Origin of the sequence: Streptomyces achromogenes (genome assembly GCF_030816715.1) — a bacterium.
In the GTDB taxonomy this organism is placed as follows: Bacteria; Actinomycetota; Actinomycetes; order Streptomycetales; family Streptomycetaceae; genus Streptomyces; species Streptomyces achromogenes_A.
The window spans coordinates 7,219,413-7,246,189 of the sequence record NZ_JAUSYH010000001.1 but is presented as its reverse complement, the minus strand read 5'-3'; the positions used below and the strand labels follow the sequence as shown (position 1 = coordinate 7,246,189).

The window sequence follows — 26,777 nt, the reverse complement described above, 5'->3', positions numbered from 1 at the left end:
GCCCCCATGCATCCCTTCTCCTTCACCAAGGTCTCCGACACCCGGGAAGCCCTCGACGCGGCCCGCGACGGCGGTCGTTACATCGCCGGCGGCACCACCCTGGTCGACCTGATGCGCGAGACCGTCGAACGCCCCGAGACGCTCGTCGACATCAGCGGCCTGCCGCTGGGTGAGGTCACCGTGACCCGGCGCGGTGGCCTGCGCATCGGCGCGCTGGTGCGGATGGCCGAGGCCGCCGCCCACCCCAAGGTGCGCTCCCTGTATCCGGTGATCTCGCAAGCGCTGGAGCTGAGCGCGTCGGCGCAACTGCGCAACATGGCGACCATCGGCGGCAACATCATGCAGCGCACCCGGTGCACGTACTTCCGTGACGTGAGCGCCGACTGCAACAAGCGTGAGCCCGGCTCCGGTTGCGCGGCCCTGCACGGCGTCAACCGCACCCACGCGATCCTCGGCACCTCCGACGACTGCGTGGCGACCCACCCCTCCGACGCCGCCGTGGCCTTCGCGGCACTGGAGGCGCAGGTGCATCTGCTGGGCCCGGACGGGGGCCGCCAAGTCCCCTTCGCTGGTTTCCTGCTGAAGCCCGGCAGCACCCCGAACCGTGAACAGGCACTGCGCCGGGGCGAGTTGATTACCGCTGTCGAGATTCCCGCCCTTCCGCGTCCGCTCAGGTCCGGCTATCTGAAAGTGCGCGACCGGCAGTCCTACGAGTTCGCTCTGGCCTCCGCGGCCGTCGCGCTGCACATCCGCGGCGGAGTGATCCGGGACGCGTACGTCGCAGCCGGAGGCGTGGGCACCGTTCCGTGGAAGCTCCCTGCCGTCGAAGCAGCCCTCGTCGGTGAACGCCCCTCTGACCGGCTGTGGGCCGAGGCCGCCGACCGCGCCGCCAACGGAGCCCGGCCGCTCCAGCACAACCGGTTCAAGGTCGAACTGCTCAAACGCACCGTCGAACGCCAGCTGCGTACCGTAGGAGACAGCACATGAGCCCCCAGCCGCAGGCAGCCGTCGGCGCAGCGCTTTCCCGGGTGGACGGGCGACTGAAGGTGACCGGCCAGGCCAAGTACGCCGCCGACCACGACATCGACGGCGTCGTCCACGCCGTCATCGTCAGCAGCACCATCGCGCGCGGACGCATCACCGGCATCGACACCCGCGCCGCCGAGGCCCAGCACGGCGTCCTGAAGGTGATCACCCACCTCAACGCGCCCAAGCTGGCGTACCGCGACAACCCGGTCACCTTCCCCTTCCCCGGCCGGCGGCTTCGCGCCTTCCAGGACGATGCCGTCCAGTTCTTCGGCCAGCCGGTCGCCGTGGTGGTGGCGACCACGCTGGAGGCCGCGCAACACGCCGCCGACCTGGTCGAGGTCTCCTACGACACCGAGGAACCCGCGACCGACCTGACCCGCAGCCCGACCGAAGCCGGGCCCCCGCCCTTCGCGCAGCCCTACGCACGGGGCGATGCCGAGGAAGCGCTGGGTTCCGCGGACATCCGGATGGAGGCGTCCTTCCGGCTCTCCCGCAACCACCACAACCCGATGGAGCCGCACGCCACCATCGCCCGCTGGAACGGCGACAAGCTCACCCTGTGGGACAAGACCCAGTGGGTGATCGGCGCGCAGAACGAGGCAGCGTCCGTGTTCGGCATTCCGCCGGAGAACGTGCGCGTCCTCTCGCCGTTCGTCGGCGGAGCGTTCGGCAACGCCCTGCGGACCGGGGTGCACGTCGTCATCGCGGCACTCGCGGCACGCGAGGTGGGACGCCCGGTGAAGCTCGCGCTGACGCGCAGGCAGATGTACTTCACGGTGGGCTACCGGCCCGCCTACGAGTACAAGCTGAGCCTGGGCAGCACCAGGCGCGGGCGGCTGACCGCGATGACCCACGAGCTGAAGTACGAGACCTCCCGCTACGAGCAGTTCTGGGAGGCCAACCAGGCGCTCGGGCAGATGCTCTACGCCGTGCCCAACGTCAGCCAGAACGTACAGACCGTGCCGCTCGACGTCAGCACCCCGATGTGGATGCGAGGCCCCGGCTACGGCAGCGCCGCCTTCGTCATCGAGACCGCGATGGACGAACTGGCCTACAAGCTCGGCATCGATCCGATCGAGCTGCGGCTGCGCAACGAGCCCGGCGAAGACCCGTCGACGCAGCAGCCCTTCTCCACACGGCGACTGCGCGAGTGCTTCCGTGTCGGCGCCCGCGAGTTCGGCTGGCACCGGCGCAACCCCAGGCCGCGCTCCACCCGCGACGGCGACTGGCTCATCGGCACCGGCGTGGCCACCGGCTGCTACGACGTCTTCCGTGGAGAGGCCCACGCCCACGCCCGGCTCGATGCCGACGGCACCGTAGTGGTCCAGTCCGCGACCCATGACGTGGGTACGGGCACGTACACCTCCATGACCCAGGTCGCCGCCGACGCCCTCGGCCTGGCGGTACGCCAGGTCACCTTCCGGCTGGGCGACTCGACCATGCCGCAGGCCCCGCCGCAGGGCGCCTCACAGACCATGGCCAGCGTGGGATCCGCCGTCCAGGACACCTGCGACAAGCTGCGCCAGCAGGCCATCGAACTCGCGGTGGAGGACCAGCGCTCACCGCTGCACGGCGTCGACACCGACGACATCGTGGTCCGCGGCGGCCGGCTGCACGTGAAGCGCAACCCTGCACGCGGGGAGACGTACCGGCAGCTCCTGGCCCGCAACAACCGCACCCACCTGGAAGCCCGCGGGTCCTACGCACCGGAACCGGACGAACAGAGGCGGTACTCGATGTACGGCTACGCCGCGATGTTCGCGAAAGTCGCCGTCGACGCCCGGCTGGGTCTCGTCCGGGTGCGGCGGATGCTCGGCGTCTATGACGCGGGGCGCATCATCAGCCCCAAGCTCGCCGACAGTCAGGCCATCGGCGGCATGGTGGGCGGCATCGGCGCGGCCCTGCTGGAGCACACGGTCACCGACCACCGCGACGGCCGGATCGTCAACGCCAACCTCGCCGACTACCTCGTCCCCGTCAACGCCGACATCCCCGACCTCAAGGCCGTCTACCTCGAAGGGGAGGACTTCAGGGCCGACCCCATCGGCGTCAAGAGCCTCGGGGAACTGGTGCAGATCGGCGTGGCACCCGCCATCGCCAACGCCGTCTTCCACGCCACCGGGCGCCGCGTCCGCGAACTGCCCATCACCGCCGAAGCCCTGCTCTGAACCCCCGGGCGGCAAAGGGCCTCTCCCGCCGCCCGGCCGGGGTCCTTGGAACCGTCCCACTGATCGGCCCGCCGCCGTGCCTTCCATCCCCTCATGCCGGCGCGGCGGCGGGCTTCCCAACCGTCCGAGGAGATCCACTCATGCTGAACATCGCGGACACGCTGTACCGCTGGTGCCGCGAAGCCCGCCCCTTCGCGCTCGCCACCGTCATCAAGGTCAGCGGCAGCGCACCCCTGCCGGTCGGCACCGCACTGGCCGTGGACCCCGACGGCGAGGCGATCGGCAGCATCTCCGGAGGATGCGTGGAAGGTTCCGTCTACGAGCTGTGCCAACAGGTGCTGGAGCCGGGCGAACTCCCGCAACGGGCCCGGTTCGGCTACTCCGACGACGACGCCTTCGCCGTGGGACTGACCTGCGGCGGCGAGCTGGAGGTTTTGGTCCAGCGCGTCGACCCCGCCGACCAGCCCCACCTCACCACCGCCCTGGAACAGGTGCTGGCCGGTCTGCCCGTGGCCGTGGCCCAGGTGGTGGACGGGCCGCAGCACCTTCTCGGCCGCACCCTGTCCGTCTTCGGGGGCGGCAGCGCGTACGACGGGACACTGGGCGGTCGGCAGGAGGACCGGGCGGCGGCCACCCAGGTCCGCGCGCTGCTGCGGGCAGGCCGGACCGCCCGCGTCGAGGTCGGCGGGGACGCGGACACCTGCCCGGAGAAGCTGACGCTCCTGGTCCACACCCACGCGGCACCGCCCCGCATGCTGATCTTCGGCGCCGTCGACTTCGCCGCCGCCCTCAGCCAGGCCGGACGCTTCCTCGGCTACCACGTCACCGTCTGCGACGCCCGCCCCGTCTTCGCCACCCACGCCCGCTTCCCGCACGCCGACGAGGTCGTCGTCGACTGGCCCCACCGCTACCTGGAGGCCACAAAAGTCGACGCCCGCACCGCGATCTGCGTCCTGACCCACGACGCCAAGTTCGACATCCCGCTGCTGCGCCTGACCCTTGACCTCCCGGTCGGCTACATCGGCGCGATGGGCTCCCGCCGCACCCACGAACACCGCCTGGAACTCCTGCGCGAAGCCGGCGTCACCGAGGCACAACTAGCCCGCCTGCGCTCCCCGATCGGGCTCGACCTCGGCGCCCGCACCCCCGAAGAGACAGCGATCTCCATCACCGCCGAGATCATCGCCCACACAAACAACGGCACCGGCCTGCCCCTGTCCCGCGTCCCCGGTCCCATCCACGGCTCCGTCCCGGTGGCCCGGATGCCGTCACCGGTCGAGCTCCTGGCCGCATGACAGCGCGCGCCGAGTCGTCGCGCGCTCGCTGACGAGCCAGAAGAATCCGATACGCGTTGAGGAGAGGCCCCACGTGCTCATCGACACCCATGGCCGGGTGGCCACCGACCTGAGGGTGCCACGGACCGACCGCCGCAATCTGCGCTGCACGTACTGCATGCCCGAGGAGGGCCTGCAGTGGCCGGCCAAGCCGGACCTGCTCACCGATGACGAGATCGTCCGCCTCGTCGACATCGCGGTCCGTGCCCTCGGCGCCACTGAGGTCCGTTTCACCGGCGGCGAGCCCCTGCTGCGCCCCGGCCTGGTCGGCATCGTCGAGCGGGTCGCCGCCCTCGACCCGCGCCCTCAGGCGTCCCTCACCACCAACGGCATCGGCCTCAAGCGCACGGCGACGTCCCTGAAGCCCGCGGGCCTGGACCGGGTCAACGTCTCCCTGGACACCCTGCGCCCGGACGTCTTTAGGACCTTGACCCGCCGGGACCGCCAAGATGCCTTCGTAGCCCGCAGGAAACTGATCAACGATCTCAAGCACGAGGTGCCCATCTGGAAGCACCAGAAGTTCTCGGGCGGTACCGATGATTGGGTCGGCGCATTGCGTCTTCGGTCCCACTTCTCAGCGCAGCGGCTCCATCTCCCAACTGGCCAGCATCCTCAGGGCTTCCTCCGACCGGGAGCCCGGCTCGGTGGGGTAGGTCATCAGCCGCATGGGGGCGCCCCCGGGCAGCGTCACGGGTTCGTAGACGAGGTCGAACTCTCCCACCATCGGGTGCCGCATCCGCACGGACTCGCCGATGATCCCGCAGCTCACCTCGTGCCGTGCCCACAACCGCCGGAACTCCTCGCTCTTCTGCGACAGCTCCTGGATCAGGGAAGAGAAGTGTGGATCACCAGGACTTTTGCCGGCGTTCATACGAAGAACGCCGGCGATGCCCAGCGCCACGCGCTCCGGGTCGGCGAAGCGGTCGCGCGCCTCGGGCGAGAGGAAGGTCAGCCGGGCCACGTTGCGCTCCTCGGGCGGCAGCTGGCCCCAGTCCCCGAAGACGGCGGCGGCGAGCCGGTTCCACCCCAGGATGTCCATGCGCCGGCTGACGACGAAGGCGGGTACGCCGAGCGTGTCGAGCAGGTGCTGGAGGGTGGGCCGCAGTCGCTGCGGTGGGGGCGCGGCCTGCGTCGTGCTCTGTCGGTCGGGCTGGGCCAGCCGGATCAGATGGCCTCGCTCCTCCTCGGTCAGACGCAGGGCGCGGGCGACGGCGTCCAGCACCTCGGCCGACATGGTGTCGCCGTATCCCTGCTCCAGGCGCGCGTAGTACGCGTACGACACCCCTGCCAGCTGCGCCAGCTCCTCGCGCCGCAGGCCGGGAACCCGCCGCCGCCCGTACGAGGGCAGGCCCACGTCCTCGGGCCTGAGCCGGGCCCTGCGAGAACGCAGGAACTCCCGCAGCTCAGTACGCCGGTCGAGTCCGGATGTCAGCTGGTCACCGGGCGCCACATGTGAAGACATCTCTGTCCTCCAGTTGTGAAACGTGCCTCACCGATTTCGGAGAGCGTACACGATCAATTCTAAGACTCAACTTGATACTACGTATCAGAGAGATGTACAGTCTCCCCATAAGACTTCACCTCGAACAGGAGTGCTTTCCCATGAGCAAGATCTGGTTCATCACCGGCTCGTCGCGCGGCTTCGGCCGCCAGTTCGTCCAGGCGGCCCTGGAGCGCGGCGACCGGGTTGCGGCGACCGCCCGCACCACCGACTCCCTGGCGGACCTGGTGGCCGCCCACGGCGCGGCGATCCTGCCGCTGAAACTGGACGTCACCGACAAGGCCGCCGCATTCGAGGCCGTCCAGCGGGCGCACGAGCACTTCGGCCGCCTGGACGTCATCGTCAACAACGCCGGACACGGACTGTTCGGCGCGGTCGAGGAGCTGACGGAGCAGCAGGTCCGCGGCCAGATGGAGACCAACTTCTACGGTGCCCTGTGGGTCACCCAGGCCGCCCTGCCCCTCCTGCGGGCCCAGGGCAGCGGCCACATCGTGCAGATCTCCACTGTCGGCGGCGTCGTCTCCTTCCCCAACCTCGGCGGCTACAACGCCTCCAAGTGGGCCCTGGAGGGCCTGACCGAGGCCCTCGCCCAGGAGGTCGCCACCTTCGGCATCAAGGTCACCCTCGTCGAGCCCGGCGGCTTCGAAACCGACTGGGCCGGCTCCTCCGCCACCTTCGCCGACCAACTGCCCGCCTACGACGACCTGCGCGCGGCCGTGGCCGCCGCCTGGGGCGACGTCAAAACCGGCGACCCGGCCGCCGCCGGCCCGGCCCTGCTGAAGATCGTGGACGCCGACAACCCGCCCCTGCGGGTCTTCTTCGGCACCGCCCCACTCCACCTCGTCCCACAGGTTTACGCCGAGCGACTGAAGACCTGGAACGAATGGGCCGACGTCTCCACACAAGCCCAAGGCGCCGCCGCATAACCTGCGACGCCAGCAAGCCGAGGGGAACAGCCGACGAGCGTGTGGCAGCCCGCGCAGCAGGCGATCGCACGCTCGCCGGCCGAGGTGTTGGGCGTGGTCACGCCCGTTTGCTGACCTCGGCCGGCCGAGTCGCGGGCGTTCTCGTCGCCGCCGTCGCACTGGCCAGCTCCACGCTCACCGTGCTGCCGCAGACCACGCACGCCGCGACCGCACGGCAGGTGGAGCGCCTCGACCGAGGTCTGACCAGCGTCCACACCGGCAGCGGGAACCTGGTGTCGTGGCGCTGGCTGGCCACCGACCCGAACGAGGTGGCGTTCAACGTCTACCGCGGCGGCACCAAGCTCAACTCCTCGCCGCTCACCGGTGCCACGACCTACGTCGACTCCGGCGCCCCGAACTCCGCCGAGTACATGGTGCGCCCGGTGTGAACGGCACCGAGCAGGCCCCCTCCGAGCGCGCGCTGCAGTTCCGGTCCGGATACCTGGACGTGCCGATCTCGCCGCCGGCCGGCGGCAGGACACCGGACGGGGTGTCCTACACCTACGAGGCCAACGACGCCAGTGTCGGCGACCTGGACGGCGACGGCAGGCTCGACCTGGTCCTGAAGTGGTATCCCACCAACGCCAAGGACAACTCGCAGTCCGGCTACACCGGCAACACGATCGCCGACGGCATCAAGCTGGACGGCACCCGGCTGTGGCGCGTCGATCTCGGGCGCAACATCCGCTCCGGGGCGCACTACACGCAGTTCCAGGTGTACGACTACGACGGCGACGGCAAGGCCGAGGTCGCCATGAAGACCGCCGACGCCACCAAGGACGGCACCGGCGCGGTCATCGGCAGCTCCTCCGCCGACCACCGCAACTCCAGCGGCTACGTGCTCTCCGGGCCCGAGTACCTGACCATGTTCAACGGCCAGACCGGCAAGGCGATGGGCACGGTGGACTACGCCCGGGCCGGGGCACGGTCTCCTCCTGGGGCGACAACTACGGGAACCGCGTCGACCGCTTCCTCGCCGGCACCGCCTACCTCGACGGTGCCCGCCCCTCCCTGATCATGGCCCGCGGCTACTACACCCGCACGGTGATCGCCGCCTGGGACTGGCGGAACGGTGCCTTCACCCGCCGCTGGACCTTCGACACCACCTCCTCCCCAACACCGGCGGGCACTCCGCCTGTGATCTCGTGACGCGACGCCGTTCGCCGCGGCCTGGGTCTGCCGCGGCGTACGGTCCGGTGGGGTGAGAACCGGTCTCATGGTCGCCGCCGGCACCGTGGGCGAGAGGTCCGTCGGGATCGTCTTCCAGACCGACGGATCGCTCCACGGCCACCACATCAGAGGGAGATCGTGGTGGAGTCGGCGGTAGGCGGCGCGTTCGCGTCGCAGCTCGTCAAGGCGTCTTGAGCTGCTGGTCGAGCGCGGTGTCGACCAGGGGTTTCACGCTGTACTCGTGGGCGGCCGGGTCGGCCTTGACTGACTTCCACTCGGCCATGATGTCGATGCGGCCCGCTCCCTCCTCGTAGGCATGAACATCTTGATGTGGTCGGCGGTCGACGTCAGCGCGGTACGCAGCGCTCGGCGACGACCTGTGTACGGGCCCCGCTCCGACCGCCTCCGAGGGTGCGGAGCTTTCGCGGGAACTGGCCCGGCATTCGGTGGTGTTGGCGAAGAACGACGGGATCCTCCCACTCGCCAAGGGACTGAACGTCGCGGTGATCGGACCGCACGCCGACGCGGCGAAGCTCCAGTTCGCGACCTACACCTACGCTGACCAGGATCCGGAGCACGCCGCTGATCAGGACGGTCAGCGCGGCGGGTGAGCGGGTCTCCCCGAGGGGCGAGCGGCCGACGAGGGCTGTCGTGAGGATCTTCTCCTGCGGTCGCCGGACGCGAGCAAAGTAAGAAATCAGTTCCGCGCGCACCGCCGGCCTGTGGTTGGCGAGCGCGACGAACTTGATCGGGAGCGCAAAGCTGTGCGATTCATGCTCGGCTCCCACAGGGCATGCACCGGATGGGCGGCGCGCCAGAGCTTTTCCAGACGTCGCAGGTTCGCCTCTGCGCCGCGACTGAACATCTCGCGCAGACCGAAGACTTGCGAGAAGGGGTGCGGCGGCAACCTGGCCTACTGGCGAGATCAACATCTGAGGCGCCACCTCTGGCCTGTGCACCCGATGGCGTGGGTCATTCAGGTCGTCGGGCCGAGGTCTCCGGCCGTCCCCTCGGACGCTCCGGTCGCAAACACGCCGAAGGGCTTATGCAGGCGCAAGGTCCTCCAGCGCGTCGCGCTCCAGAGCTGCGGAAGCCGCGACGACGCCGCCCATGATGGCGCCGCTGACGCCGGCCGACGCCACGTCCTGGCCGGTGAGGAGGAGGCCGGGAACGTGAGTGTGGGCACCGAGGTCACGCAGGGCGAACCGTTCCGGGGTGTGGGCGAGGGACATGAAGTCGCCCCTCTCCCTGCCGAGGAAGTGGTTGAAGCTGAGCGGCGTCGCCAGCTCGGTGTGGTCGATGCGGCCCTCCAGCTGAGGGCAGAAGCGGAAGACCTGGCCCAGCAGTTCCTCGGTCAGCCTGTCCTTCAGACGCTCATAATCGGCACCCCGGCGCATCCAGGCGCTCCCCGCGTACGGCTCGAACAACGACCAGGTGGTCAGCCCCGCGATGTCGATGGTCGTGCGTCCCGGATACCGGCTCTCCCACGACGGGTCCTTCAGGGACGGGAAGGTGAGGAAGCATGTCGGCATGGCGTGGTGCTCGGGGTCGGCTTCGAACGCGGCTATGTCGTCGTCGATGTCGGGGCCGGCGTGGGCCCAGATGTTCGCAGGGTCGAGGCCGAGCCGGTCACCGGATTCGCGGATCCCGATGTTGAGCATGACGTACGTCTGCGAAGGGCCGATGGAACGCAGCGAGTCGACGAGCCGGGAGGGTGCGGGCGCCTGATCCGGCAGCAGTCGGGTCAGGGTGTTGAGGGCACCGGCGTCGCTGACGACCAACGGCGCGCGGAAACTCCTTCCATCTGACATGACGACACCGCATGCGGACCCCTTGTCGTCCAGCATGACGGTCGCGACGTCCGCGGAAATCAGCACGGCTCCCCCGGCCGCGGTGATGACGTCGGTCGCCGTCTCCGCCAGCCGTGCGGAGCCTCCGACGGGGAAGTTCGCGCCGTCGATGTAGTGGCGGATGAGCATGGCGTGCATGCCGAACGAGGCGCGACCGGGGGCGAGAGAGTAGTCGCCGTAGTGGCCGCTGAGCACCGCGCGCAGCTCCGCGTCGTCAGTGAGGTCGGTGAGCACCTCAGTGACGGTCCGGTCCGCGTACGAGCGGAAGGGGGCGGCCAGGTCGTCGTACAGGGTGTCCCCCACCGAGTGCGGGAGGCTGCGATGAGCGAGGTAGGGACGAGCCGCGCGGTTTGCCGCGTGGACCATGTCGACGTACTGGTCGATGGCCCCGGTTTCGAGAGGGAAGTACTCCTTCATCCGGTCCTTGAACCGCTGTACACCGGACCGGTACTCGTACTCCCGGTCACCGATGAAGACCCGGTTGTACACGTCCGGCATCGGTGCCCACTCCAGCTTGCCGCCGCTGATGTGGTCGAAGATCCGGCGCAGGCCGCTGGTGGGCCGGTGGACGTCGCCCATGTAGTGGAGCCCGGCGTCCCATTCGTATCCAGCGCGCCGGAATGTCTGGGTGGCACCGCCCGCCGTCGAGTGCTTCTCCAGCACGAGCACCCGTTGCCCGACCCGGGCCAGGAACGCGGCTGTGGTCAGACCGCCGATCCCCGAACCGATGACGATCGCATCCCACACCTGGTCGACCGTGCTGCGGTGGTAGCTCTCACCGATGCTCACGCGTGTCTCCCTCATCTGACCCGCATCCGGGTCCGTATCTGGCTTTGTAAAACAGTAGTCAGACTAGAGGTCCGGCTAGGCTGGGGCAACACACAGGAGAGGGACACGTGAGCGACTCAGCTGAAGCAGCGCCAGAGGCCCACCCGCAACGGTGGCAGCGGGACGCATGGGACATCGAACCCGACTCGATCAACCTCGCCCTGCAGTCCCTGAGCCCGCGGACCACAGGCGTGATCATCAGAGAGGCCTTCTACGGCACGCGACGCTTCGACGACTTCGAGCGCCACTGCGGCATCAGCCCGAGCGTGCTGTCCGCCCGCCTCCGGGACCTCGTCGCCGACGGCATCCTGGAGAAGACCCGCTACCGAGCTCCCGGTGCGCGCGGACGCGACGAGTACCGCCTCACCGACAAGGGCCGCAGCCTGGTCCCCATTCTGATCGCCCTCAACGACTGGGCCGAACACTGGCTCGTCCCTCCCGACGGATCCACGGTCACCCTGCTCCACCGCGACTGCGGCAGCCCGGTCCGGACGGGGGTGACGTGCACCTCCGGGCACGAGATCACCACGCCCAGCCAGGTCTCGGCAGTCCCCGGCCCCGGGGCGCGGCCCGCATCCGCGTCCGGTTGACCGGTCCGCAGCGGTAGTTGGCGGGTGGACACGGGGTCGGAACCCGGTGGCACCTCTGGCGCTGACGGATCCGCACACTCGGTCGCGACCGGAGTGCCCTCGGAGCCGCCCCATCAGTCGGCTACTCGGCCACGTGGCCTGCCCGTCGCGAGCGTCGCCCCGGCCACGCTCGCCTCCGCGTAGGCGCTGCTGAAGCCCGTCCTGCTCGCCCAGCTTCTCCAGCGCCTCGATCGACGCACGGCCCGGTTCGACCGGCCACTCCGGCAGGGTCACCTTCGCCAGCACCGCCGCGGGGATGTCCGTAGGCGTGGTGACGACCTGGCGGACCTCGTCCGGGTGGGCGTCGGCGTAGGCGAGGGACCTCCGCGGTGGCCTTGGTCGACGTCGCGAAATACCTGACGCAGTACGAGCAGGAACACCCGGACCTGGTCAAGAAGTCCCAGAAAGGAAGGACGCGATCACATCTGGCCGAAGGCCAGCTCGAGCGCAGTCCGATGCCGGTCCGCCTTGCGGCTTTCACGCCTTGCGTGGCAGGCGTGGCCTGGCTGCCGCACCCGCGAAATGTGAGCTCCGGCCTGCGGGCAGCGCAAGAGGTCCCTTCCTCCACCAACAAGGGCGGCCTGTCGTGCCAGGCACCCTGAGACAGCGGCAAGTAGCCCCACAAGCTGACACAGGGAGCAGAACGGCCCAACCGCCCTCGGTCCCTGCCCCCTCAACGTCCACCAATCATGCACTGCAAACCACGGGCACGCAGGTCAGAGGCATTCCAGCTCGCCGTCCCGCCTACGTCCCCCATACAGAGGGCCCTCGCCGACGTGCATCCGCTAGGCTATGACCGGTCAGCCGTTGGTACGTCGCGTCGTCTGCTCAGGTGACCCTGCGGAGAGCGTCGCACTACGTCTGACCAGCGGGCTTGTGCTCCTTGTCGAAGATCCACGCCTTGGATTTTCAACAAGGTTTTCTACAAGCCCCCGCCGACATCGTGACCGCCCTGACCACCGGCCCCACGAGCGGGCTGCCGGTGGTGCACCTGCACCAGCCCGATGTCGGCGGCCGAAAGCCCGGACAGCTCAACTTCGCCCTCGACCGCCTCCCCGACGTGCTCGGGCCGCTCGGCTGGCGCGAGGACGCCCACGCCCACGACACGTTCATCCTGGTCTACGACGCCGACGCCGTCCCCGACGCGGCTACCCTGACCGCCTTCGCCGACGCCGCCGCAGCCCACCGGACGCGCACCGGCCGGATGCCGGCACTGATACAGCAACAGCGGCTCCTTCTGCTCAGCCGCCGCCCCTTCCCCCGCGGCATTGCCGGCCTGCTGCTGACCGAGGAGTGGATCTACCAGCTGCGGCGCTCCCTCAGCATCGAACTCGCCCGCGTACGCCTCCACCAATGGCTCACCCACTCCCGGATCCCGGAGCCGGTCCGGATGTGGCTGCGGCCGATGGTGTACGCCGTCGGGTGCGGCATGGCCGTACACCTCCCCGCCCTGCGCCAGCTCGGCGGCTTCCCCGAACCGATGGAAGACCTCGGCACCGGGCACCGCCTCTCCCTCCTCGGCGCCGACCTCGCACCATCCACCGCCCTGGTCCTCGACGAGCCCTACACCGACACCGCCGGACTGACCAACCTCCACGCGCTCGCCTTCACCGCCTCCGCCCGTCCCGACCGCCACGCCCAAAAGGTCGCCCACCTGCCCAGCGCCCTGCCCCGGCCGGCCAGGGCCGCCCTCGTACTGCGGGAGTGGGCGGACGAAGCCGCCTGGCTCCTCGGCGCACCATTGCTGACAACCGCCGTGGCCAGCGCCTGGTGGGCAGGCCCCCTATGGGCCGGGCTCGCCGCAGCCGGCGTCCTGCTGCACGGCCCCATCACAACCGCCCGGCTGCTCGCCCTGGCACCCGCTCTGCACCACCGCGTTATCCCGCCCCCCACCACCGAGCCAACCCCGCGCGCTGCCCCAGCGCGTCCGATCGCGCTCGTCGTGGCCAGCCCCTTCCAGCCCTTCATCCGGCTGGGCGGGCCCTGGCGGCTCATCTGGGCCAAGGCCACCGGACGCCGCCTCGGCTTCGGCAAGACTGAACGCTGGACACCTCAAACCCCCGAGCACGAATGGGAGCCCCGTGGCTGAACCCGTTACCACGACTGTCCGCAACGCGGCCAAGGCCGTCGTCCTCCATGACGGCCATGTCCTGCTCCAGCGCGCCCACTGGGAGGGACAGGACTGCTACTTCCTTCCCGGCGGCGGCCAGCACCCCGGCGAGGCCCTCGGCACCACCGTCCGCCGCGAGGTACACGAGGAGACCGGCCTGGACGTGACGCCCGAACGCCTACTGTGGCTGCGCGAGTACATCGGCGCCAATCACGGCGGCGCCCTGGAGGACCACCGGGTGGAAGCGATCTTCCTGTGCCGGCCCGAAGGCGACCCGGGCCAGCTCGGCGGCCACGCGGAAGACGACGTACAGACCGGGCTCGAATGGGTGGAACTGGAGAAAGTGCCCGGCCTCAACCTCCTGCCCCAGGGCCTGCGGGGACCAATCGCCGACCTCGCCTACGGCGAGCCTCCCACCCGCTACCTCGGCGACATCGCCTGACTATGAGGATCGACGGCCGCGTCCCCGACGGCGCCACCGAAATCACTACTGGCCAGGCCAACCGCGTCTGGTACGTCGGCGGACGCGAGCCGTACATCCTCAAGCACTACAGCGACCCGGCCCGTGCCGCCAACGAGGCCGCCGCCCTCGCCCTCCTCACCCATCACCGGGCCCCCAGCCCCCGCCTGCTGCACGCCCACGTCGAGAGGCAGCCGGCCTGGACCGCCCAGAGCGTCGTCCAGGCCGAGTCCGTCCCAGCCGACCAGTTCCTGGATGAACTTGCCGGTCCCCTCGCCACAGTCCACGCCATCCCCGGAACCCACTTCGGACGCCTCGCCGGAGCCACTCGCCACCACACCTGGCGCGACTACCTCCACGACCGCCTGAACCTGTACACAGCCACGGCACCCGATCTCGTTACCGTCGCAGCAGCCCTCCACCAAGACCTCGACCGAGTGAATCTCGACATCGAGCCCCGGCTGCTCCACCACGACCTCCAGCCCGGACACCTCCTCCGCGTCCCAGAGGGCCCACGTCTACTGCTGGACTGGGAACTCGCTGCTTTCGGCGACCCGATGTCCGACCTCGCCCGCCTCGCCGTACGTCTACGCCTGCTCTCACCTCAGCCCGTGCTCACCCATGGGCCCGCTCCAGCCGACCAGCGACGCCTGGAGCTGTACTGGCGTCTCCACCTCCTCGCAGATGCGGCTCTGGCCACCGACCCTGAAGTCCGGGCACACGCCCTGGCCCTCACCACCGGCACCATCACATGATGTGAAACCGCGGGCCCGTCACCGGCCGTCGAGGCCGAAACGAACCGCCTCGTAGCGCGCCGTGGGGCAGAATCCCGATGACCGTCCGCGAAGGGGGAGTTGATCCGGGTGCGACCCAGCCAGCAGATGCGCGATCTCGGCATCGTCCAGTACGGCGCCCCCATCCTTGCTGAGCCAGCCCGCCCCCTTGGTCTCCCAGACGAGCGGAAGACCGCCGAGACCGTCATTAGCCAACTCCTCGACGCCATGGAACGCATCCGCCGCGCACACGACTTCTCCGGCAAGGGCCTGGGCCTGCCCGCAGATCGGCATCGGCCGGGCCGCAGCCGTCGTCAAGCCGCCCGGCGCCGACCCGATCGTGCTCCTTAACCCTCGTATCGCTGCCGCCTCCGACGAGATGGACGAGAAATTCGAAGGCTGCCTGTCGTTCTTTGACGTACGGGCCCCGGTTCCCAGGTCCCTGCGGATCACCGTCGATACGGTGACGCCGGACGGCAGCACCATGACCACGGTCTACGAACGGGGCGAAGCCCGGCTCATCGCGCACGAGATCGATCACCTTGACGGTCTTCTGCTGCTGAATCGAATGCGGCCCGGAGTGACCCCGATCCCCGTCGAGGAGTACCGCAAGACGGCCGAAGCCACCGGCCGGGCCTGGTCATACGAGTAAAAGAGCCAAAGCACGACCGTGGACAGCACGCCCGCCCCGAGGACCAGCCGTCCCGCGCGGCCCCTAGCATCGACCCCGACGCCCCGCTCGCTCCCTACCACCAGCGCAGGCGTGCGCCGATGGACGTCTACCGCCGGCACCGGCCCGTCAGCGGCGGGGCCACCCACGTGCGGCCCGAGGCACCGCGGGTCCTGGGGTCCTGAGACGGCTTCGCGTACGTGCCGGGCGTCACCCACGTGTCGGCTGGTAAGGCATCGTGGACCCAGCGATCACAGTCGAATTGGAGAACCTCAGTGAGCACTTACGCCGGCCCACTTGTCGACGGTCCAACCCCGATGAGCGCGTACGAGGGCCAGGTGTGGGACACGCTCAACGAGCACTGGCAGCGCCGTAACAACCGCCGTGGCCTGCCAAACTGGGCGAGCGCCGCGCTCGGTCGCACCGGTGAGGTCGCGGGGAGCGCCGCGAGACGGGTTACGGACGCTGTGCCAGAAGCGGTCAAGGAACCGATCCGTCGTGCAGGCGACGCGGTCGCCGACGCGGCCATGCGACCGGCGCTCGCAGCCGCGGCAGCGTTGCTCGAGATGGTCAACAACTTGACCCTGGAGCTCAACGACCCGAAGAACGTCGAGAAGCTCGCCCGCAAACAAGGCTTCGAAATCGACAGTTTCACCGAACTGCGGCAGCAGGACCTCAAGGTCTGCGACCGGCTGCTGACCCGCAACACCCTCACGTGGCGGGCCGCCGGCGCGGTCGAGGGAGGCGCCATGGGCATGCTGGCTACGATCCCCGTCGCCGGTACCCTCGTCGTGTTGACAGCGGACGTCCTCGTCATCCAGGTCCTGAGCACGTCGATCGCAGCGCGCATCGCGTACTCCTACGGCTATGACGCCAAAGATCCCAAGGAGCAGGACTTCATCCAACGCCTGGTACAGCGGTCCTTCATGGCGCAAGCGGCCAAAGCCAAGCCGTTGCGTGATACCGCACGGGCGTATGACGCGGTCAAGGGACGCGTGAGGTGGTCGAAGAAGCTCCGCCAGGATCACCGTCTCCTGGCCGCCCTGGAGAAGTTGATGCAGCAGTTGGGCCCGGCCGGATCCAGGGTGCCAGTTGAAAACGTCGCCAAGGCCGTACCGTACGTGGGCGTCCTCATCGGTGCCGGCATGAATGCCGCGGTCCTCGGCAGGGTGGCCGCCGACGCCCAGCGGTACTGCCAGACCCGATTCCTGTGCGACAAGTACGGGCTGCCACTGCCGGCCGCACTGGCGACTGACCGGGACGACGACCCCCAGACCGACACCACGTAAGTGATGGCCACTCGGTCCACGATGCAGCCTCTTGGGGCCCCCACTTGCGGGCGAGCACCCGCGCCCCGTCAGGTCGTGCTTCGCCGTCCCGGTAGAGGGTCTGGTGGGAGATTCCGAGCTCCGTGCAGAGCTCGGCGACCTTAGTGTCGGGCTAGTGATCTGGTTCGGAAGGAGTCTTGCACCGGGTGGCGAACTGCCACTCTCGGTCGAGGATCGCGTGCACGACGGAGTCTCGCCACTGCCCGGCTTTCAGGACGTGTTCGCGGATCACTCCTTCCTCGACCATGCCAGCGACTGCCATCGTCTGGGCCGACGCGTCGTTGAGGGGGGACCGCGCTCCCCAGATGCGATGAAGGCCCAAGTCGTCAAACCCGACACTGAGCAGCAACCGCACCGTCTCCACGCCGTAACCGACGCCCCACGCATCTGGGCGCAGAGCGAAGCCCAAGGTGGCTCCGCGCTGCTGATGCGGGTCGGTGGCAAGGCGGCCAAACCCGATCAGCCCGTTCGTGCCACGTTCGATGACGGCAAGCGCGTACTCCGTGCGAGGGGCCACAGTGGCTGAGGCAATCGAGCGGGCCACGGTCTGCGCAACCTGTTCACGGGTACGCGGTTCGAACGACAGGTGTTCCGTAGCTTCGGGGCTACCGTAGATGGCCAGCACCGCATCCACGTCCTCAAGGGCGAGTTCACGCAGAGCAAGGCGTGGACTGGAACGTCCAACCGGATACATAGAGTGCGTCCTCCGCTACATGATCCCTTTCCAGCGCCAGGGGCGCGGCTCTGCACGGCCGCGCAGGCAGTCAACGCGATACTGAGCCTCGGCTTGCCACTGGGGACGCGTCGCGGCGTGCTGGGCCGCGTAGGTGGTCATGCGCAACTCGCGGGCACCGGCGAGGAGGTCGTACCCCTCCCATTGCGTGACGTCCGTGCCGTACGCCGCACAGAACTCGGCGTACTCGGCCGCGGTGACGGCGCCGGTCGTGGTCATTTTGACCGCGGTGGACACCAGGTCCCACTCTGGCGGCCCGACAGAGGCCCGCTCGAAGTCCAACATTACCGGCCCGGCCGTCGTGCGTACGACGTTGCCCACCCACGCATCACCGTGCACGACGCACTCGGGCAGGCCGTGGGGCCGGTGCTCCCAGTGCTCGCGAAGTTCCGCATGCCGATCCCGCAACCAGGCGCGATCGTCCTCCGACAGCGACGTGGCCGCCTCGATCCGCTCGGGCACACGGATGAACGGGTCCAGCCGGTCGAGCGGCAGATCCGGGACCGGCAGTGGGTGAAGTTGCTTCAGCAGCGTGACGACATCCATGACGTTGCCGGTCTCATGCGCCGGAAGCTCGCCCCAAAACGTCACGGGTCGTCCGGCAGCCTCGACGGGCTGCTCGGCCGGCAGCGCGCGGACGGCCGATACCCCGTTGTCGGCAAGCCACCGAGCCACGAGGACCTCACGTACCGCGGCCTTCCACTGGCCTGCGCGGGCGATACGGACGACGACTTTGCCGGGGAGGCGCCAGATCTCGTTCTCGGCGATGCGAACGGGCTCGGCACCTGCGGGATTGAGCCCGGCGAGGGCGCAAGCCTCTTCCAGTACGGCACGGGTGGGTCCAGCCGAGATCGTCATGCTTGCAAGGTAGTCGTGATGCGCTGCCGGAGGTGTGCCGCCTCCTCCAGCGTGCGGTGCTCTGCGGCGAATCGGCGGAGTTCCTTGAGGTCGTCGCCCGCCCTGCGTGAGGTGAGGCGTCCGACGTCGCTGAGCGCCTTGTGGCCGATAGCGATGGCCTGCATCGGGTCTCCCTTCGCCATGACGAGCGACGCCAGTTTCGTACGGGAGATCCCACGAGAGCGGGCGTAGTCGTCGCTGTGTCCAGCGACGGCCGTTGTGAACCGTTCTGCGGCCCGGCCCGGGTCCTGGTCGGCGTGGATGGCTAGGTCCCAAAGCGCATGGGCTGTGTCGCCGTGGTGCTGAGCCTCGTCGTAGTACGCCATCCACGGCGGGTCCTCGGCCGGGTTCGAGTGGGCGAATGCGTCGTCGGCCGCGCCGACCGAGGCCAAGGTCCCCTGTACGTCGTGCATCTTCCCGAATGCGCGGGCGCGGGCGCTGTGCAGCATGGCCTGAATGGTCGGGGTGAGCCGGTCGGAGCGCACCAGCCCTTTCTCGGCGTAGGTCAGGCCCTCGTCCGGATCGCCGAGCCAGATCGCCTGACGGGCCAGGAAGGAGAACGTCTTGGCTCGCAGCCACCAGTCCCCGGCCTCCTCCGCACATTCGGACGCGACTTTGAAGGCAACTCGGGCTTCATCGTGGGCGTAGGCGTCGAAGTGTGTGGCGCCGACGACGATGCCCAGCCGCGCGACGCTGCCGAGGAGCTCCGGGCGAAGCCGTGGTGGGCAGTCGACGGACAGCAGCTGTACTGCCCACTCCATCGAGCGGCTGGCGAAGTCGCCGACCAGGCCGCCACCGCCTTGGGCGTTGTCCCAGCGGTGGATGCCGTCGGCGATGAGGCGCAATTGCTCAAGCTCGGTGGGGCGAATTCGCTTAGGGAGCTCCGGTGGTGCGGCTGGGGCTACGAGTCTGGCGAGGTCTATCGGGGTGATGGCGGCAAGGCTGGTGGCGGCCAGGAAAGCGCGTCGGTCCACTGGCGGAAGGCTCCCGGGTAGCGGGACTGAGGTGTCTCTTCCCAGGATGCGTCCTCCGTGGACCTGAAGGGTCCCCTCCACCGGCCCCCGGCGGGCACTATCCGCTTCGCGCGGCTTTTTATCCGCATCGCCGAACACCATGCCCCAGGCGCGGGTGAGCACGCCGCCGGTCTCCAGGACGGTGTCCAGGCGCTCCGTGAGGTCGTACCGGCACCGGTATTGCCCCTTCTCAATCTTGGAGATCACATCCGGGCTGACCTGCACCATTGGCCCGAGCTGAGCGGCACGCAAACCGGGATGGCGCTTGCGCCAGTAGCGCAGTTCTGCACCGAACCACTCCTGCGGTGAGGCGTCTGGGTTGAGCGCTTTCTCTGGCTGGGGCATCGACGGTCCCTGGGTCGTGATGCGGATATCTCAGGTCTCCGCATCCGGATCTGCACGTGAGTCTCGCGGCCTGACTGAATGGTGGCTGACCGGTTCCGCACCAGTACACACCGCAGTCAAACCTCGTTGCTGAGGATTCCACCAGACCCGAAGTGGACCTGTGATGGCCGACCTCTTGGAAGTACCCGCTGCGCCAGGCACCGGCGTGCGCGCTACGACGCGCAGTACCCCCGGACATCTGGCGATAGACCTCGATGTGACCGAGCTGGCCGTGCCCATCGTCAGGACCATCGTGCGCGCCCACCTGAAGCTTTGGGGCTTGGCTGATCTGACCGACGGTACGACCTTCGTGGTTACTGAACTGCTGACCAACGTCCTGCGGCACGTACAGCCCACCCCGCGCACCGGGATGAGGAACGCGCAGTTGACGCTCACCCGTCTCCCCGGGGCACTGAGCGTCTGCGTGCGCGACTTCGATCCCGCGCTGCCTAAGCCGGCTCGCGCAAATCATGAGGCTGAGCACGGCCGGGGGTTGCCCCTTGTCATGGCGTTCGCCGACGACTTTGGCTGCTCCCCGTTCAAGGGCGGGAAGGACGTGTGGGCGACCTTCCTTATCAGCAAAAACGGCACGAACGGGAATCCGCAGGCGCGGGAGGCGTCATGACGGGCCGGGAGACGTCCAGAGAGCGCTCGCGCCGGTTGGGCAGATCGACACCGCCCTCGTCCACGGCCCCTCGGCGTCAGGAGTGCTGGTGTACCAGATCACGATGCCGTCGACCGCATTGCAGCTGCTGTCTACGGCATAGAGGGAGGAGGAAGGACGAGCGGCATGACGTCGCAGCCCGCCAGTTCACCCGTCCGTCGAGCCAGCTCTCCTTTGCTCGACGTCTGCTTTGCAGGGGCAAGTTCGGTCTGAATGTTGATTCGACTCGTGGGACGTCCCAGGACGTCCCGACCGAGTCCTGTGCGGCGGTACCGGCGTCTCCGAGCTCCCTGAACGATGTCCGTGTAGCTCGCCGCGCCGTGTCTTCCTTGAACGAACCGCCCTTGTCGGCGAGTGGCGGCTCGAAATGCCTCGGCGGCTCCGCTTTGGGGGCCGCCGAGGCGACGTCCAGATCACCAACTTCGGATTTCACTAGTGGAGTTGCCCTTATGCCTCGCACAACGACCTCGGCCCCCACAACCGGCGGTGGGCAGGTGGCCGGCGTGTCCTGGCCGGAGGGCTCGTTCACGGAACTGGGCTGTGACCTGAGGACCGTTGTATCGACCCTCGCACCCGAACCGTCGCCACTTGCGGTGCAGGAGACTCTTCACCGCGAGGTGACCAGACTGGTCTTCGCCGAGACTGCCTCCGTCAGCGAAGACCCGGACGAGTGCCACGTCCAACTGCTGCTCATGCGCGGCCACTTAAGGCGACTGCTCGGAGCAGTCGTTCCTATCGATGCCAACGAGCCTCCTCTGGAAGACGCTCGACTGGTCGCACGCGTGCGTGCCCTACTCGACGAAGAGATTCCCGGCGACGCCGTGCATGCGGCGTACCTGCACCGGCGGATGTCCGAGGTCGGGCGGGAGCTGCTCGCCGTCCTTCCTGCTGTCGACGCCTCTGACGACATGGTCGACGGCTGGGGCAGGACTGTGTGCGCCGGGTTCGATTCGACGCGTATCCGCGAAGCCATTCGTGCGGCGAAGTCCTGGGAACAGGCGGGGGTGTACCCGCATCCGCGCACCCTCGCGGCGGTCACACGAGCGCTCAGCGCCCACGTCACGACGCTCGTCCCCTACGTCTCGATCCACATGGAATCGTTCTCCTCCGGGAGTCGCGGGTGGACCGCATGCGGTGAGGCGATCGAGCGCTCACAGGAGGCCCGCGACGTCGCTCCAGGCGAGGGGCTCAAGGCGGCGAGAGAGCACGCATTCCGTCTCGCAGTCCACACCGAGGTCCTGCTGCGCTACGCCGAGCAGGACTGCGAGCGGGACGGTGCGTGACATGACACGGTCCTCTCGCGTGGCCCACCCTCAGCGGATCCACCGTGCTCCGGCTTCCCCACCGAATTCGGGCTCACCCCGGAGAGACGAACCAGTCCCAGGGCGCGTTCGACGTGGCTGGCGACAGGCTCGCGCGCACTGGGGCGCCGTCCTCCTCGCTGCCGCTATCAGCCTGCCCACCATCTGCATCCTCGCCGCACTCGCCCTGCAGCTCTACGGCGGTTCGTAGATCACGCCCCCAACGAGCCGACCAGCGAAGTGGGCCGGCCCCGATATGACGACGACTGCGCCAGAACACCGAAGGAGTATGACCATGCCGGCCCCGGACGAGACCATCTCGCCGCCGCTTTCCCCTCAGGAGCGGGAGGCTCTGCTGGGCATCTCTCAGGGACGGACGACCTCAGAGACGGCCTGCGACATGGGAGTGTCCGACAGCACGGTCAAGACGTACATCCTCCGGATCGGCGGAAAGCTCGGGTCTTCGGAGCGGGCGGGCATGGTGGACCTCGCCTACCGTCACGGGCACTTGGACGTCCCCGGGCCCGTGAACTACGTCGTCGAGCTGCCGGAGGGGCAGCGCACAGTCCTGGCAGGGCTCGCCAGCGGAATGACCGTCGAGGAGATCGCGGCCGGCGCAAAGCGTCCGCTGGACGGCGTGCGCAAGGACGCTCGACGCCTGCTGCGGGCGCTGGGCGCTTCCTCGGCCGCGCACGCGGTCACCCGTGGGTGGCAGTTGCGCCTCCTGGGCCCCACGAACGGCCGTGAAAACTCCGGGGACGTCGTCGCCAAGGCAGGACAGGCATGAACGCCCGCGTCGAGGCCGGCAGCCTGCGACCGGGCAGTGCCCACGTTCACCAGCACGCCGGGGACGTGTTCACCTGCGATCGGCGACAGGACTTCGTGCCCAATGTGATCCGTACGCACCGAGGTGGCCGCTGGCGCAGGGTGGACCGGAGTAAGAACGCCGGCGAGTGGGCGAAGTTCGTCCATCGCTCCGAGATGCTCGTGTTCGACGTCGATGACGGCGGGGAGGGCGGCCCCGGCCTCGTCACAGGAATGATCCCGTCCAAAGAAGACGCTGCGACGCGCCTGGCCGCGCTCGCTCCAATGCAGGAGACGGCCGTTGCCGAGATCGGCACAGACTGCGGCTGGACGACAGCCTCTCTGGACCACCTCCTCCAGGGCGGCCAGGTAGTGACGGTCGCGGACACCGAACGTCTCGCCGAGATCGCCCGGCAGCGCCTCCGCCCCTACCCGCGAGTTCGGGTGGTCAGCGGGTCTCAGGCCGGGGTCTTGGGACCGGCGGGTTCGTTCCACGGGCTCCTGTCCCATCGTGCGGTACGCCGTGTGCCGTGGGAGTGGGTCACCCGGGTTCGTCCGGGTGGCCGGCTGTGCCTGCCCGTCCGTACCGCTCTGGGCGGATCCAGCACACTGCTCGTCCTGACCGTGGCGCGGGACGGGGCCTCGGCCAGTGGCCATTTCCACACCGGACCGGCTCCGCAGACCTTGTGGCTTCGCGAGCACCGCCCTGGTGAGGGCACCTGCGTCGAGTCGCAAGGCAGCCCGAGGGCGTCGGAAGCCCTTGACCCGAGGGGGGCGCACGTACGGCCGGCGGCCCGGTTGTTCGCCGGCCTGCTTCGCCCTGACCTTCGAATGCAAGTCGTGCGCGGCGTTGCCCAGCTCGAAGGCGACGTTGCCGACCGCCTGCGTATTCATGACCACCAGGCGTCCCGGGCAGTGGTCTTCCTCCACTCCCCCCGCATCTACGAGTGGGGGCCGCGCAATCTCGGCTCCGATCTGTTCGACGCGCTCGGTCAGTGGCAGGCGGCCGGAGAACCAGAGGTTGAGCAGCTGGGCGTGACGATTACGGAAACGGAACACACGCTGTGGCTCGGTGCACCGGACGGTCCGTCGTGGCGTCTGCCCGAACTCCACACGATCACCGGCGAGGTGGAGCGGCATGCGGCCTGACCACCCGATGCTCCTCCACCCCTCCGCAGCGATCGCCGAGTTGCAGACACGGCCGTCGAGCGCCCGGATGCAGAACTACCTGCTCGGCGGGCGGGACCACTACATCGTCGACCGTGACGGGGCCCTTCGGGCGGCCGACCGCATGCCGTTCCTGGAGAGCGCCGTCTGCCACGAGCGCCTATACGTGCTCCTGATGGTGCAGGCCCTGGCCATCGCGGGCATCCGACAGCTGGTCGACTTCGGCTGCGGCCTTCCCCACGGCCCCACGCCGGTGGATGTCCTGACCCGCATTCATCCCGGCGCCCGCGCCGTGTGCATCGACAACGACGTGCTGGTGCACACCCACGCCGACGCAATGATGACGGCCAAGGCGCCCGCTGTCGTCGAGAGCCTGTGCGCCGACGTACGCGAGCCCGAGTCGATCCTCGCCTCCAGAGAAATTCTGGAGACGATCAACTGGCGAGAACCGGTCATCCTTCTCCTCGGCAGCGTGCTCCACCACATCGAGGACACCGCGGCGCAGCCCTTGACCGTCCTCGTCGACCAGTACAAACACGTAGCCGCCCCCGGCAGCGCTCTCGTCATCACGCACGCCACCGCCGACGTCTCGGGCAAACCCGTGCGCCGATTCGCCAAGACCATGACGGCGGCCGGCTGCCCCGTCCACCTGCGGACGAAAGAACAGATCGCCCAGCTGTTCGACGGCTGGCAACTGACCTCCCCGGGCCTGACCGCGCCACAGACACTGGCACTCGAATACCCGGTCCTGCCCCAGGCCGCGTCATACGCCGGCACGGCCCGAAAGGAGACCGCGCATGGCCGAGCTGTGTGATCAGCAGACCGGCGTGATCAAGCCGGTGACCAGCCAACTCCCCATGGTGTCCCGGCTAGAATCCGTGGAGTCCGGAAACGGGCACCCGGGCGTCGCGGTCACTGACGCTGGACGTCACGTCTGCACCCCGGAGATCCGCATGCCCCACACCCGCGCGTTCTCGCGCGTTCCCGAAAACCCCTTTGCGGGTTGGTTAGCCGACGCTACGCCCTGGTGCCCGGACGCGAGTCGGCGCCGGCCGCACCCGCATTTGGCAGGCCAGCGGTGAACGGGCAGACAGCCTCGCATCGGGGCGGGAACGACATGGCGCAGCGCCATCGGGAACCGGTCGACGTCCATCTCATCCTGCGGCGTGGCGGCGAGGTGCTGCTGAGCCGGCGGGCGGGCGACACCTACGCGTCGGGCCTGCTGCACATGCCCTCCGGGCACCTCGACGGAGACTTCGAGGACGTGGTCACCGGGCTGGTCCGGGAAGTCGAGGAGGAGCTGGGCGTCGTCATCCGGTCGGCCGATGTCCGCGTCGCGCTGGTGATGCAGCGCCGCAGCCCCAAGGGTCACAACCGCACCGGCTGGTTCTTCGAGGTCACCCGGTGGGTCGGCGTCCCGCGTATCGCCGAGCCGGACCGCTGCTCACAGCTGGACTGGTTTGCCCTCCATGACCTGCCCGACGACATGGTGGCGTACTGCCGGGCCGGCCTGGATGCGTACCGCAACGGGCACTCCTTCGCCCTGCACCTCCAGGAACCCGACGACCCGATCGCCTACGACGCGAACGGGCCAAGCCGTCTGCACCCCTTGCCCGCGCGGGCGCCGGCCCCCTACGCCGTCGAGCAACAGCTGGCTTCTGCCAGCCGGCATCCATCGCCGAACCACCATGCCGTTGGCGCCGACGCCGGAGGCGCACGAGACCCCGTAAGGAACCCCTCTATGACCGATGTGGCCGTGGCCCCCGACGAGGCCACCCGGCTCCGCAACAAGGTCGTCGACCAGCTCAAGGAGGACGGCACGATCGTGTCACCCGCGGTCGAGGCCGCCATGCGCAAGGTGCCCCGGCACCTTGCCGTACCGGAGGCGTCGCTCAGCGACGCATACAGCACCTACAACGCCGTGGCCACGCAGGAGGACGAGCACGGCTATCACACCAGCTCGGTCTCTGCCCCGCAGATCCAGGCGATGCAGCTGGAGCAGGCCGACATCCGCCCCGGCGACAACGTGCTGGAGATCGGCACCAACGGGCCGAACGCGGCCTACCTCGCAGAACTGGTGGGATCCACCGGGCAGGTCACCACCGTCGACATCGACCCCGCGCCCGCCGACCGCGCCAGGCGGTTCCTCGCCGAGACCGGCTACACCGACGTCAACGTCGTCGTCGCCGACGCCGAGAACGGCCTGCCCGAGCACGCCCCCTACGACGCGATCGTGGTGACCGTCGGGGCCTGGGACATCCCGCCCGCGTGGACCGTCCAGCTCAAGGAAGATGGTCGACTGGTCGTGCCCCTGCGTATCAACGGCCTGACCCGCACCTACTCCTTCGTCCGGCAGGCTGACCACCTGTTGGCCACGAGCGCTCACGTGTGTGGTTTCGTGGCGATGCAGGGCGCCGGCTCCCACGCCCAGCAGGTGATCCAACTGCCTGAGGACAAGGGCGTCACCCTGCGATTCGACGAGGGGCTGCCCACCGACCCGTCGCTCCTGGACGGCGTCCTGGACACTGCCCGCGCCGAGACGTGGACCGGGGTGACCGTCGCCAGCCAGGAGCCCATCGGCACCCTCCAGATGTACCTGTCCACGCAGGTCCCGGCGTTCTGCTTCATGTCCACCACCCCCGAGTTGGCCACCGGCAACATCGGCCCGACGGGCAGCAGCTGGTCCATGGTCGCCATCGACGGGCCGCACTTCGCCTACACGGTCGTGCGCCGCGACACCGCGAAGAAGACCGCAGAGTACGGCGTCCACGCCTTCGGGCCCGACGCGGCCGAGTTCGCTGAGCGAATCGCCGACATCTTCCGCACCTGGGTCGAAAAGGTCCGCGGCACGGACGGCCCGCGCATCGCTGTCTACCCGGCGGGCACGCCCGATGACCCGATCACCGGCGACCGGATCATCGACAAGAAGCACAGCCGGATCTCGATCTCCTGGCATCCGGCGTAGCCGCTGGGTGCCAGGACGTCCTGCAACAACCGAC

At 69.0% G+C, this 26,777-nt stretch carries 23 protein-coding genes and 5 pseudogenes; 22 read left to right on the top strand and 6 right to left on the bottom strand.

The window, feature by feature from the left end; genetic code table 11:
* Nucleotides 1–6 precede the first annotated feature (6 nt).
* The 5 genes and pseudogenes from QF032_RS32400 to QF032_RS40730 form a co-directional block, all read left to right on the top strand.
* Nucleotides 7–987 (top strand): FAD binding domain-containing protein, encoded by a 981-nt coding sequence (locus QF032_RS32400; protein ID WP_307058782.1) that lies wholly within the window; start codon nucleotides 7–9, stop codon nucleotides 985–987.
* Entirely contained in the window at nucleotides 984–3,197 is a 2,214-nt protein-coding gene (locus tag QF032_RS32395; RefSeq protein ID WP_307058780.1) for a xanthine dehydrogenase family protein molybdopterin-binding subunit, read from the top strand. The genes QF032_RS32400 and QF032_RS32395 overlap by 4 nt, the downstream gene beginning before the upstream one ends.
* A gap of 140 nt (nucleotides 3,198–3,337) precedes the next feature.
* Nucleotides 3,338–4,492 carry an XdhC family protein gene (locus QF032_RS32390; RefSeq protein WP_307058778.1) on the top strand — a complete coding sequence of 385 codons (1,155 nt, stop codon included), beginning with the start codon at nucleotides 3,338–3,340 and terminating at the stop codon, nucleotides 4,490–4,492.
* A 73-nt stretch (nucleotides 4,493–4,565) separates the two neighbouring features.
* A pseudogene (locus QF032_RS32385) lies at nucleotides 4,566–4,976 on the top strand (radical SAM protein); the annotation flags it as partial.
* A pseudogene (locus QF032_RS40730) lies at nucleotides 4,974–5,084 on the top strand (molybdenum cofactor biosynthesis protein MoaE); the annotation flags it as partial. The pseudogenes QF032_RS32385 and QF032_RS40730, both read left to right, overlap by 3 nt.
* A 21-nt stretch (nucleotides 5,085–5,105) precedes the next feature.
* On the opposite strand, the gene QF032_RS32380 reads toward QF032_RS40730, so the two are convergent.
* Nucleotides 5,106–5,993 carry a helix-turn-helix domain-containing protein gene (locus QF032_RS32380; RefSeq protein ID WP_307058775.1) on the bottom strand — a complete coding sequence of 296 codons (888 nt, stop codon included), beginning with the start codon at nucleotides 5,991–5,993 and terminating at the stop codon, nucleotides 5,106–5,108.
* A 140-nt stretch (nucleotides 5,994–6,133) separates the two neighbouring features.
* On the opposite strand from QF032_RS32380, the gene QF032_RS32375 reads away from it, so the two are divergent.
* The 3 genes and pseudogenes from QF032_RS32375 to QF032_RS32365 all read left to right on the top strand — a co-directional run bounded on the left by QF032_RS32375 (nucleotide 6,134) and on the right by QF032_RS32365 (nucleotide 8,778).
* Nucleotides 6,134–6,958: an SDR family oxidoreductase gene (locus QF032_RS32375; RefSeq protein WP_307058773.1), complete on the top strand. Its 825-nt coding sequence runs from the start codon at nucleotides 6,134–6,136 to the stop codon at nucleotides 6,956–6,958.
* A gap of 107 nt (nucleotides 6,959–7,065) precedes the next feature.
* A pseudogene (locus tag QF032_RS32370) lies at nucleotides 7,066–8,110 on the top strand (rhamnogalacturonan lyase family protein); the annotation flags it as partial.
* 509 nt (nucleotides 8,111–8,619) lie between these two features.
* Nucleotides 8,620–8,778 (top strand): hypothetical protein, encoded by a 159-nt coding sequence (locus QF032_RS32365; RefSeq protein ID WP_307060576.1) that lies wholly within the window; start codon nucleotides 8,620–8,622, stop codon nucleotides 8,776–8,778.
* Between the two features lie 432 nt (nucleotides 8,779–9,210).
* Here the strand turns inward: QF032_RS32365 and QF032_RS32360 are convergent, their stop codons facing one another.
* Complete coding sequence (locus QF032_RS32360; RefSeq protein ID WP_307058771.1) at nucleotides 9,211–10,806, bottom strand: phytoene desaturase family protein; 1,596 nt, start codon at nucleotides 10,804–10,806, stop codon at nucleotides 9,211–9,213.
* A gap of 107 nt (nucleotides 10,807–10,913) precedes the next feature.
* On the opposite strand from QF032_RS32360, the gene QF032_RS32355 reads away from it, so the two are divergent.
* Nucleotides 10,914–11,435: a winged helix-turn-helix transcriptional regulator gene (locus tag QF032_RS32355; protein WP_307058769.1), complete on the top strand. Its 522-nt coding sequence runs from the start codon at nucleotides 10,914–10,916 to the stop codon at nucleotides 11,433–11,435.
* A gap of 192 nt (nucleotides 11,436–11,627) precedes the next feature.
* Here the strand turns inward: QF032_RS32355 and QF032_RS32350 are convergent.
* A pseudogene (locus QF032_RS32350) lies at nucleotides 11,628–11,795 on the bottom strand (ABC transporter substrate-binding protein); the annotation flags it as partial.
* An 8-nt stretch (nucleotides 11,796–11,803) separates the two neighbouring features.
* On the opposite strand from QF032_RS32350, the gene QF032_RS32345 reads away from it, so the two are divergent.
* From QF032_RS32345 to QF032_RS32320, 6 genes are all read left to right on the top strand, one after another.
* Nucleotides 11,804–12,076, top strand: coding sequence for a hypothetical protein (locus tag QF032_RS32345; protein WP_307058767.1), 273 nt, complete (start codon nucleotides 11,804–11,806; stop codon nucleotides 12,074–12,076).
* Nucleotides 12,077–12,417: 341 nt separating this feature from the next.
* The gene (locus QF032_RS32340; RefSeq protein ID WP_307058765.1) at nucleotides 12,418–13,563 is read left to right on the top strand and encodes a hypothetical protein; all 1,146 of its coding nucleotides are present in this window, start codon (nucleotides 12,418–12,420) and stop codon (nucleotides 13,561–13,563) included.
* Nucleotides 13,556–14,026, top strand: a complete 471-nt coding sequence (locus tag QF032_RS32335; RefSeq protein WP_307058763.1) for an NUDIX domain-containing protein — start codon at nucleotides 13,556–13,558, stop codon at nucleotides 14,024–14,026. Before QF032_RS32340 ends, QF032_RS32335 begins: the two co-directional genes overlap by 8 nt.
* A 2-nt stretch (nucleotides 14,027–14,028) precedes the next feature.
* Entirely contained in the window at nucleotides 14,029–14,799 is a 771-nt protein-coding gene (locus tag QF032_RS32330; protein WP_307058761.1) for a phosphotransferase family protein, read from the top strand.
* Between the two features lie 166 nt (nucleotides 14,800–14,965).
* Nucleotides 14,966–15,469 carry a peptide deformylase gene (locus QF032_RS32325; RefSeq protein ID WP_307058759.1) on the top strand — a complete coding sequence of 168 codons (504 nt, stop codon included), beginning with the start codon at nucleotides 14,966–14,968 and terminating at the stop codon, nucleotides 15,467–15,469.
* A 335-nt stretch (nucleotides 15,470–15,804) separates the two neighbouring features.
* Complete coding sequence (locus QF032_RS32320) at nucleotides 15,805–16,776, top strand: EcsC family protein (RefSeq protein WP_306947755.1); 972 nt, start codon at nucleotides 15,805–15,807, stop codon at nucleotides 16,774–16,776.
* Between the two features lie 151 nt (nucleotides 16,777–16,927).
* Here QF032_RS32320 and QF032_RS32315 read toward each other — a convergent pair whose 3' ends face one another.
* From QF032_RS32315 to QF032_RS32305, 3 genes are read right to left on the bottom strand one after another with little or no spacing between them, the layout of a single operon-like run.
* Nucleotides 16,928–17,509 carry a GNAT family N-acetyltransferase gene (locus tag QF032_RS32315; protein WP_306947756.1) on the bottom strand — a complete coding sequence of 194 codons (582 nt, stop codon included), beginning with the start codon at nucleotides 17,507–17,509 and terminating at the stop codon, nucleotides 16,928–16,930.
* 15 nt (nucleotides 17,510–17,524) lie between these two features.
* Nucleotides 17,525–18,406, bottom strand: coding sequence for an aminoglycoside phosphotransferase family protein (locus QF032_RS32310; RefSeq protein ID WP_306947757.1), 882 nt, complete (start codon nucleotides 18,404–18,406; stop codon nucleotides 17,525–17,527).
* Nucleotides 18,403–19,803, bottom strand: a complete 1,401-nt coding sequence (locus QF032_RS32305; RefSeq protein WP_307058757.1) for a helix-turn-helix domain-containing protein — start codon at nucleotides 19,801–19,803, stop codon at nucleotides 18,403–18,405. Before QF032_RS32305 ends, QF032_RS32310 begins: the two co-directional genes overlap by 4 nt.
* Nucleotides 19,804–19,966: 163 nt before the next feature.
* Between QF032_RS32305 and QF032_RS32300 the strand changes: the two genes are divergently transcribed.
* From QF032_RS32300 to fxlM, 7 genes and pseudogenes are all read left to right on the top strand, one after another.
* Nucleotides 19,967–20,467 (top strand): ATP-binding protein, encoded by a 501-nt coding sequence (locus QF032_RS32300; protein WP_307058755.1) that lies wholly within the window; start codon nucleotides 19,967–19,969, stop codon nucleotides 20,465–20,467.
* A 542-nt stretch (nucleotides 20,468–21,009) separates the two neighbouring features.
* Nucleotides 21,010–21,789, top strand: a complete 780-nt coding sequence (locus tag QF032_RS32295; RefSeq protein ID WP_307058753.1) for a DUF6415 family natural product biosynthesis protein — start codon at nucleotides 21,010–21,012, stop codon at nucleotides 21,787–21,789.
* Between the two features lie 313 nt (nucleotides 21,790–22,102).
* Entirely contained in the window at nucleotides 22,103–22,594 is a 492-nt protein-coding gene (locus QF032_RS32290) for a LuxR C-terminal-related transcriptional regulator (RefSeq protein WP_307058751.1), read from the top strand.
* Complete coding sequence (locus QF032_RS32285; RefSeq protein ID WP_307058749.1) at nucleotides 22,591–23,760, top strand: protein-L-isoaspartate O-methyltransferase family protein; 1,170 nt, start codon at nucleotides 22,591–22,593, stop codon at nucleotides 23,758–23,760. Before QF032_RS32290 ends, QF032_RS32285 begins: the two co-directional genes overlap by 4 nt.
* Nucleotides 23,750–24,592: an SAM-dependent methyltransferase gene (locus QF032_RS32280; protein ID WP_307058747.1), complete on the top strand. Its 843-nt coding sequence runs from the start codon at nucleotides 23,750–23,752 to the stop codon at nucleotides 24,590–24,592. The genes QF032_RS32285 and QF032_RS32280 overlap by 11 nt, the downstream gene beginning before the upstream one ends.
* A 303-nt stretch (nucleotides 24,593–24,895) precedes the next feature.
* Nucleotides 24,896–25,252: pseudogene (locus tag QF032_RS32275) on the top strand (NUDIX domain-containing protein); the annotation flags it as partial.
* A 267-nt stretch (nucleotides 25,253–25,519) separates the two neighbouring features.
* Nucleotides 25,520–26,743, top strand: coding sequence for a methyltransferase, FxLD system (fxlM, locus tag QF032_RS32270; RefSeq protein WP_307060464.1), 1,224 nt, complete (start codon nucleotides 25,520–25,522; stop codon nucleotides 26,741–26,743).
* Nucleotides 26,744–26,777: the final 34 nt, after the last annotated feature.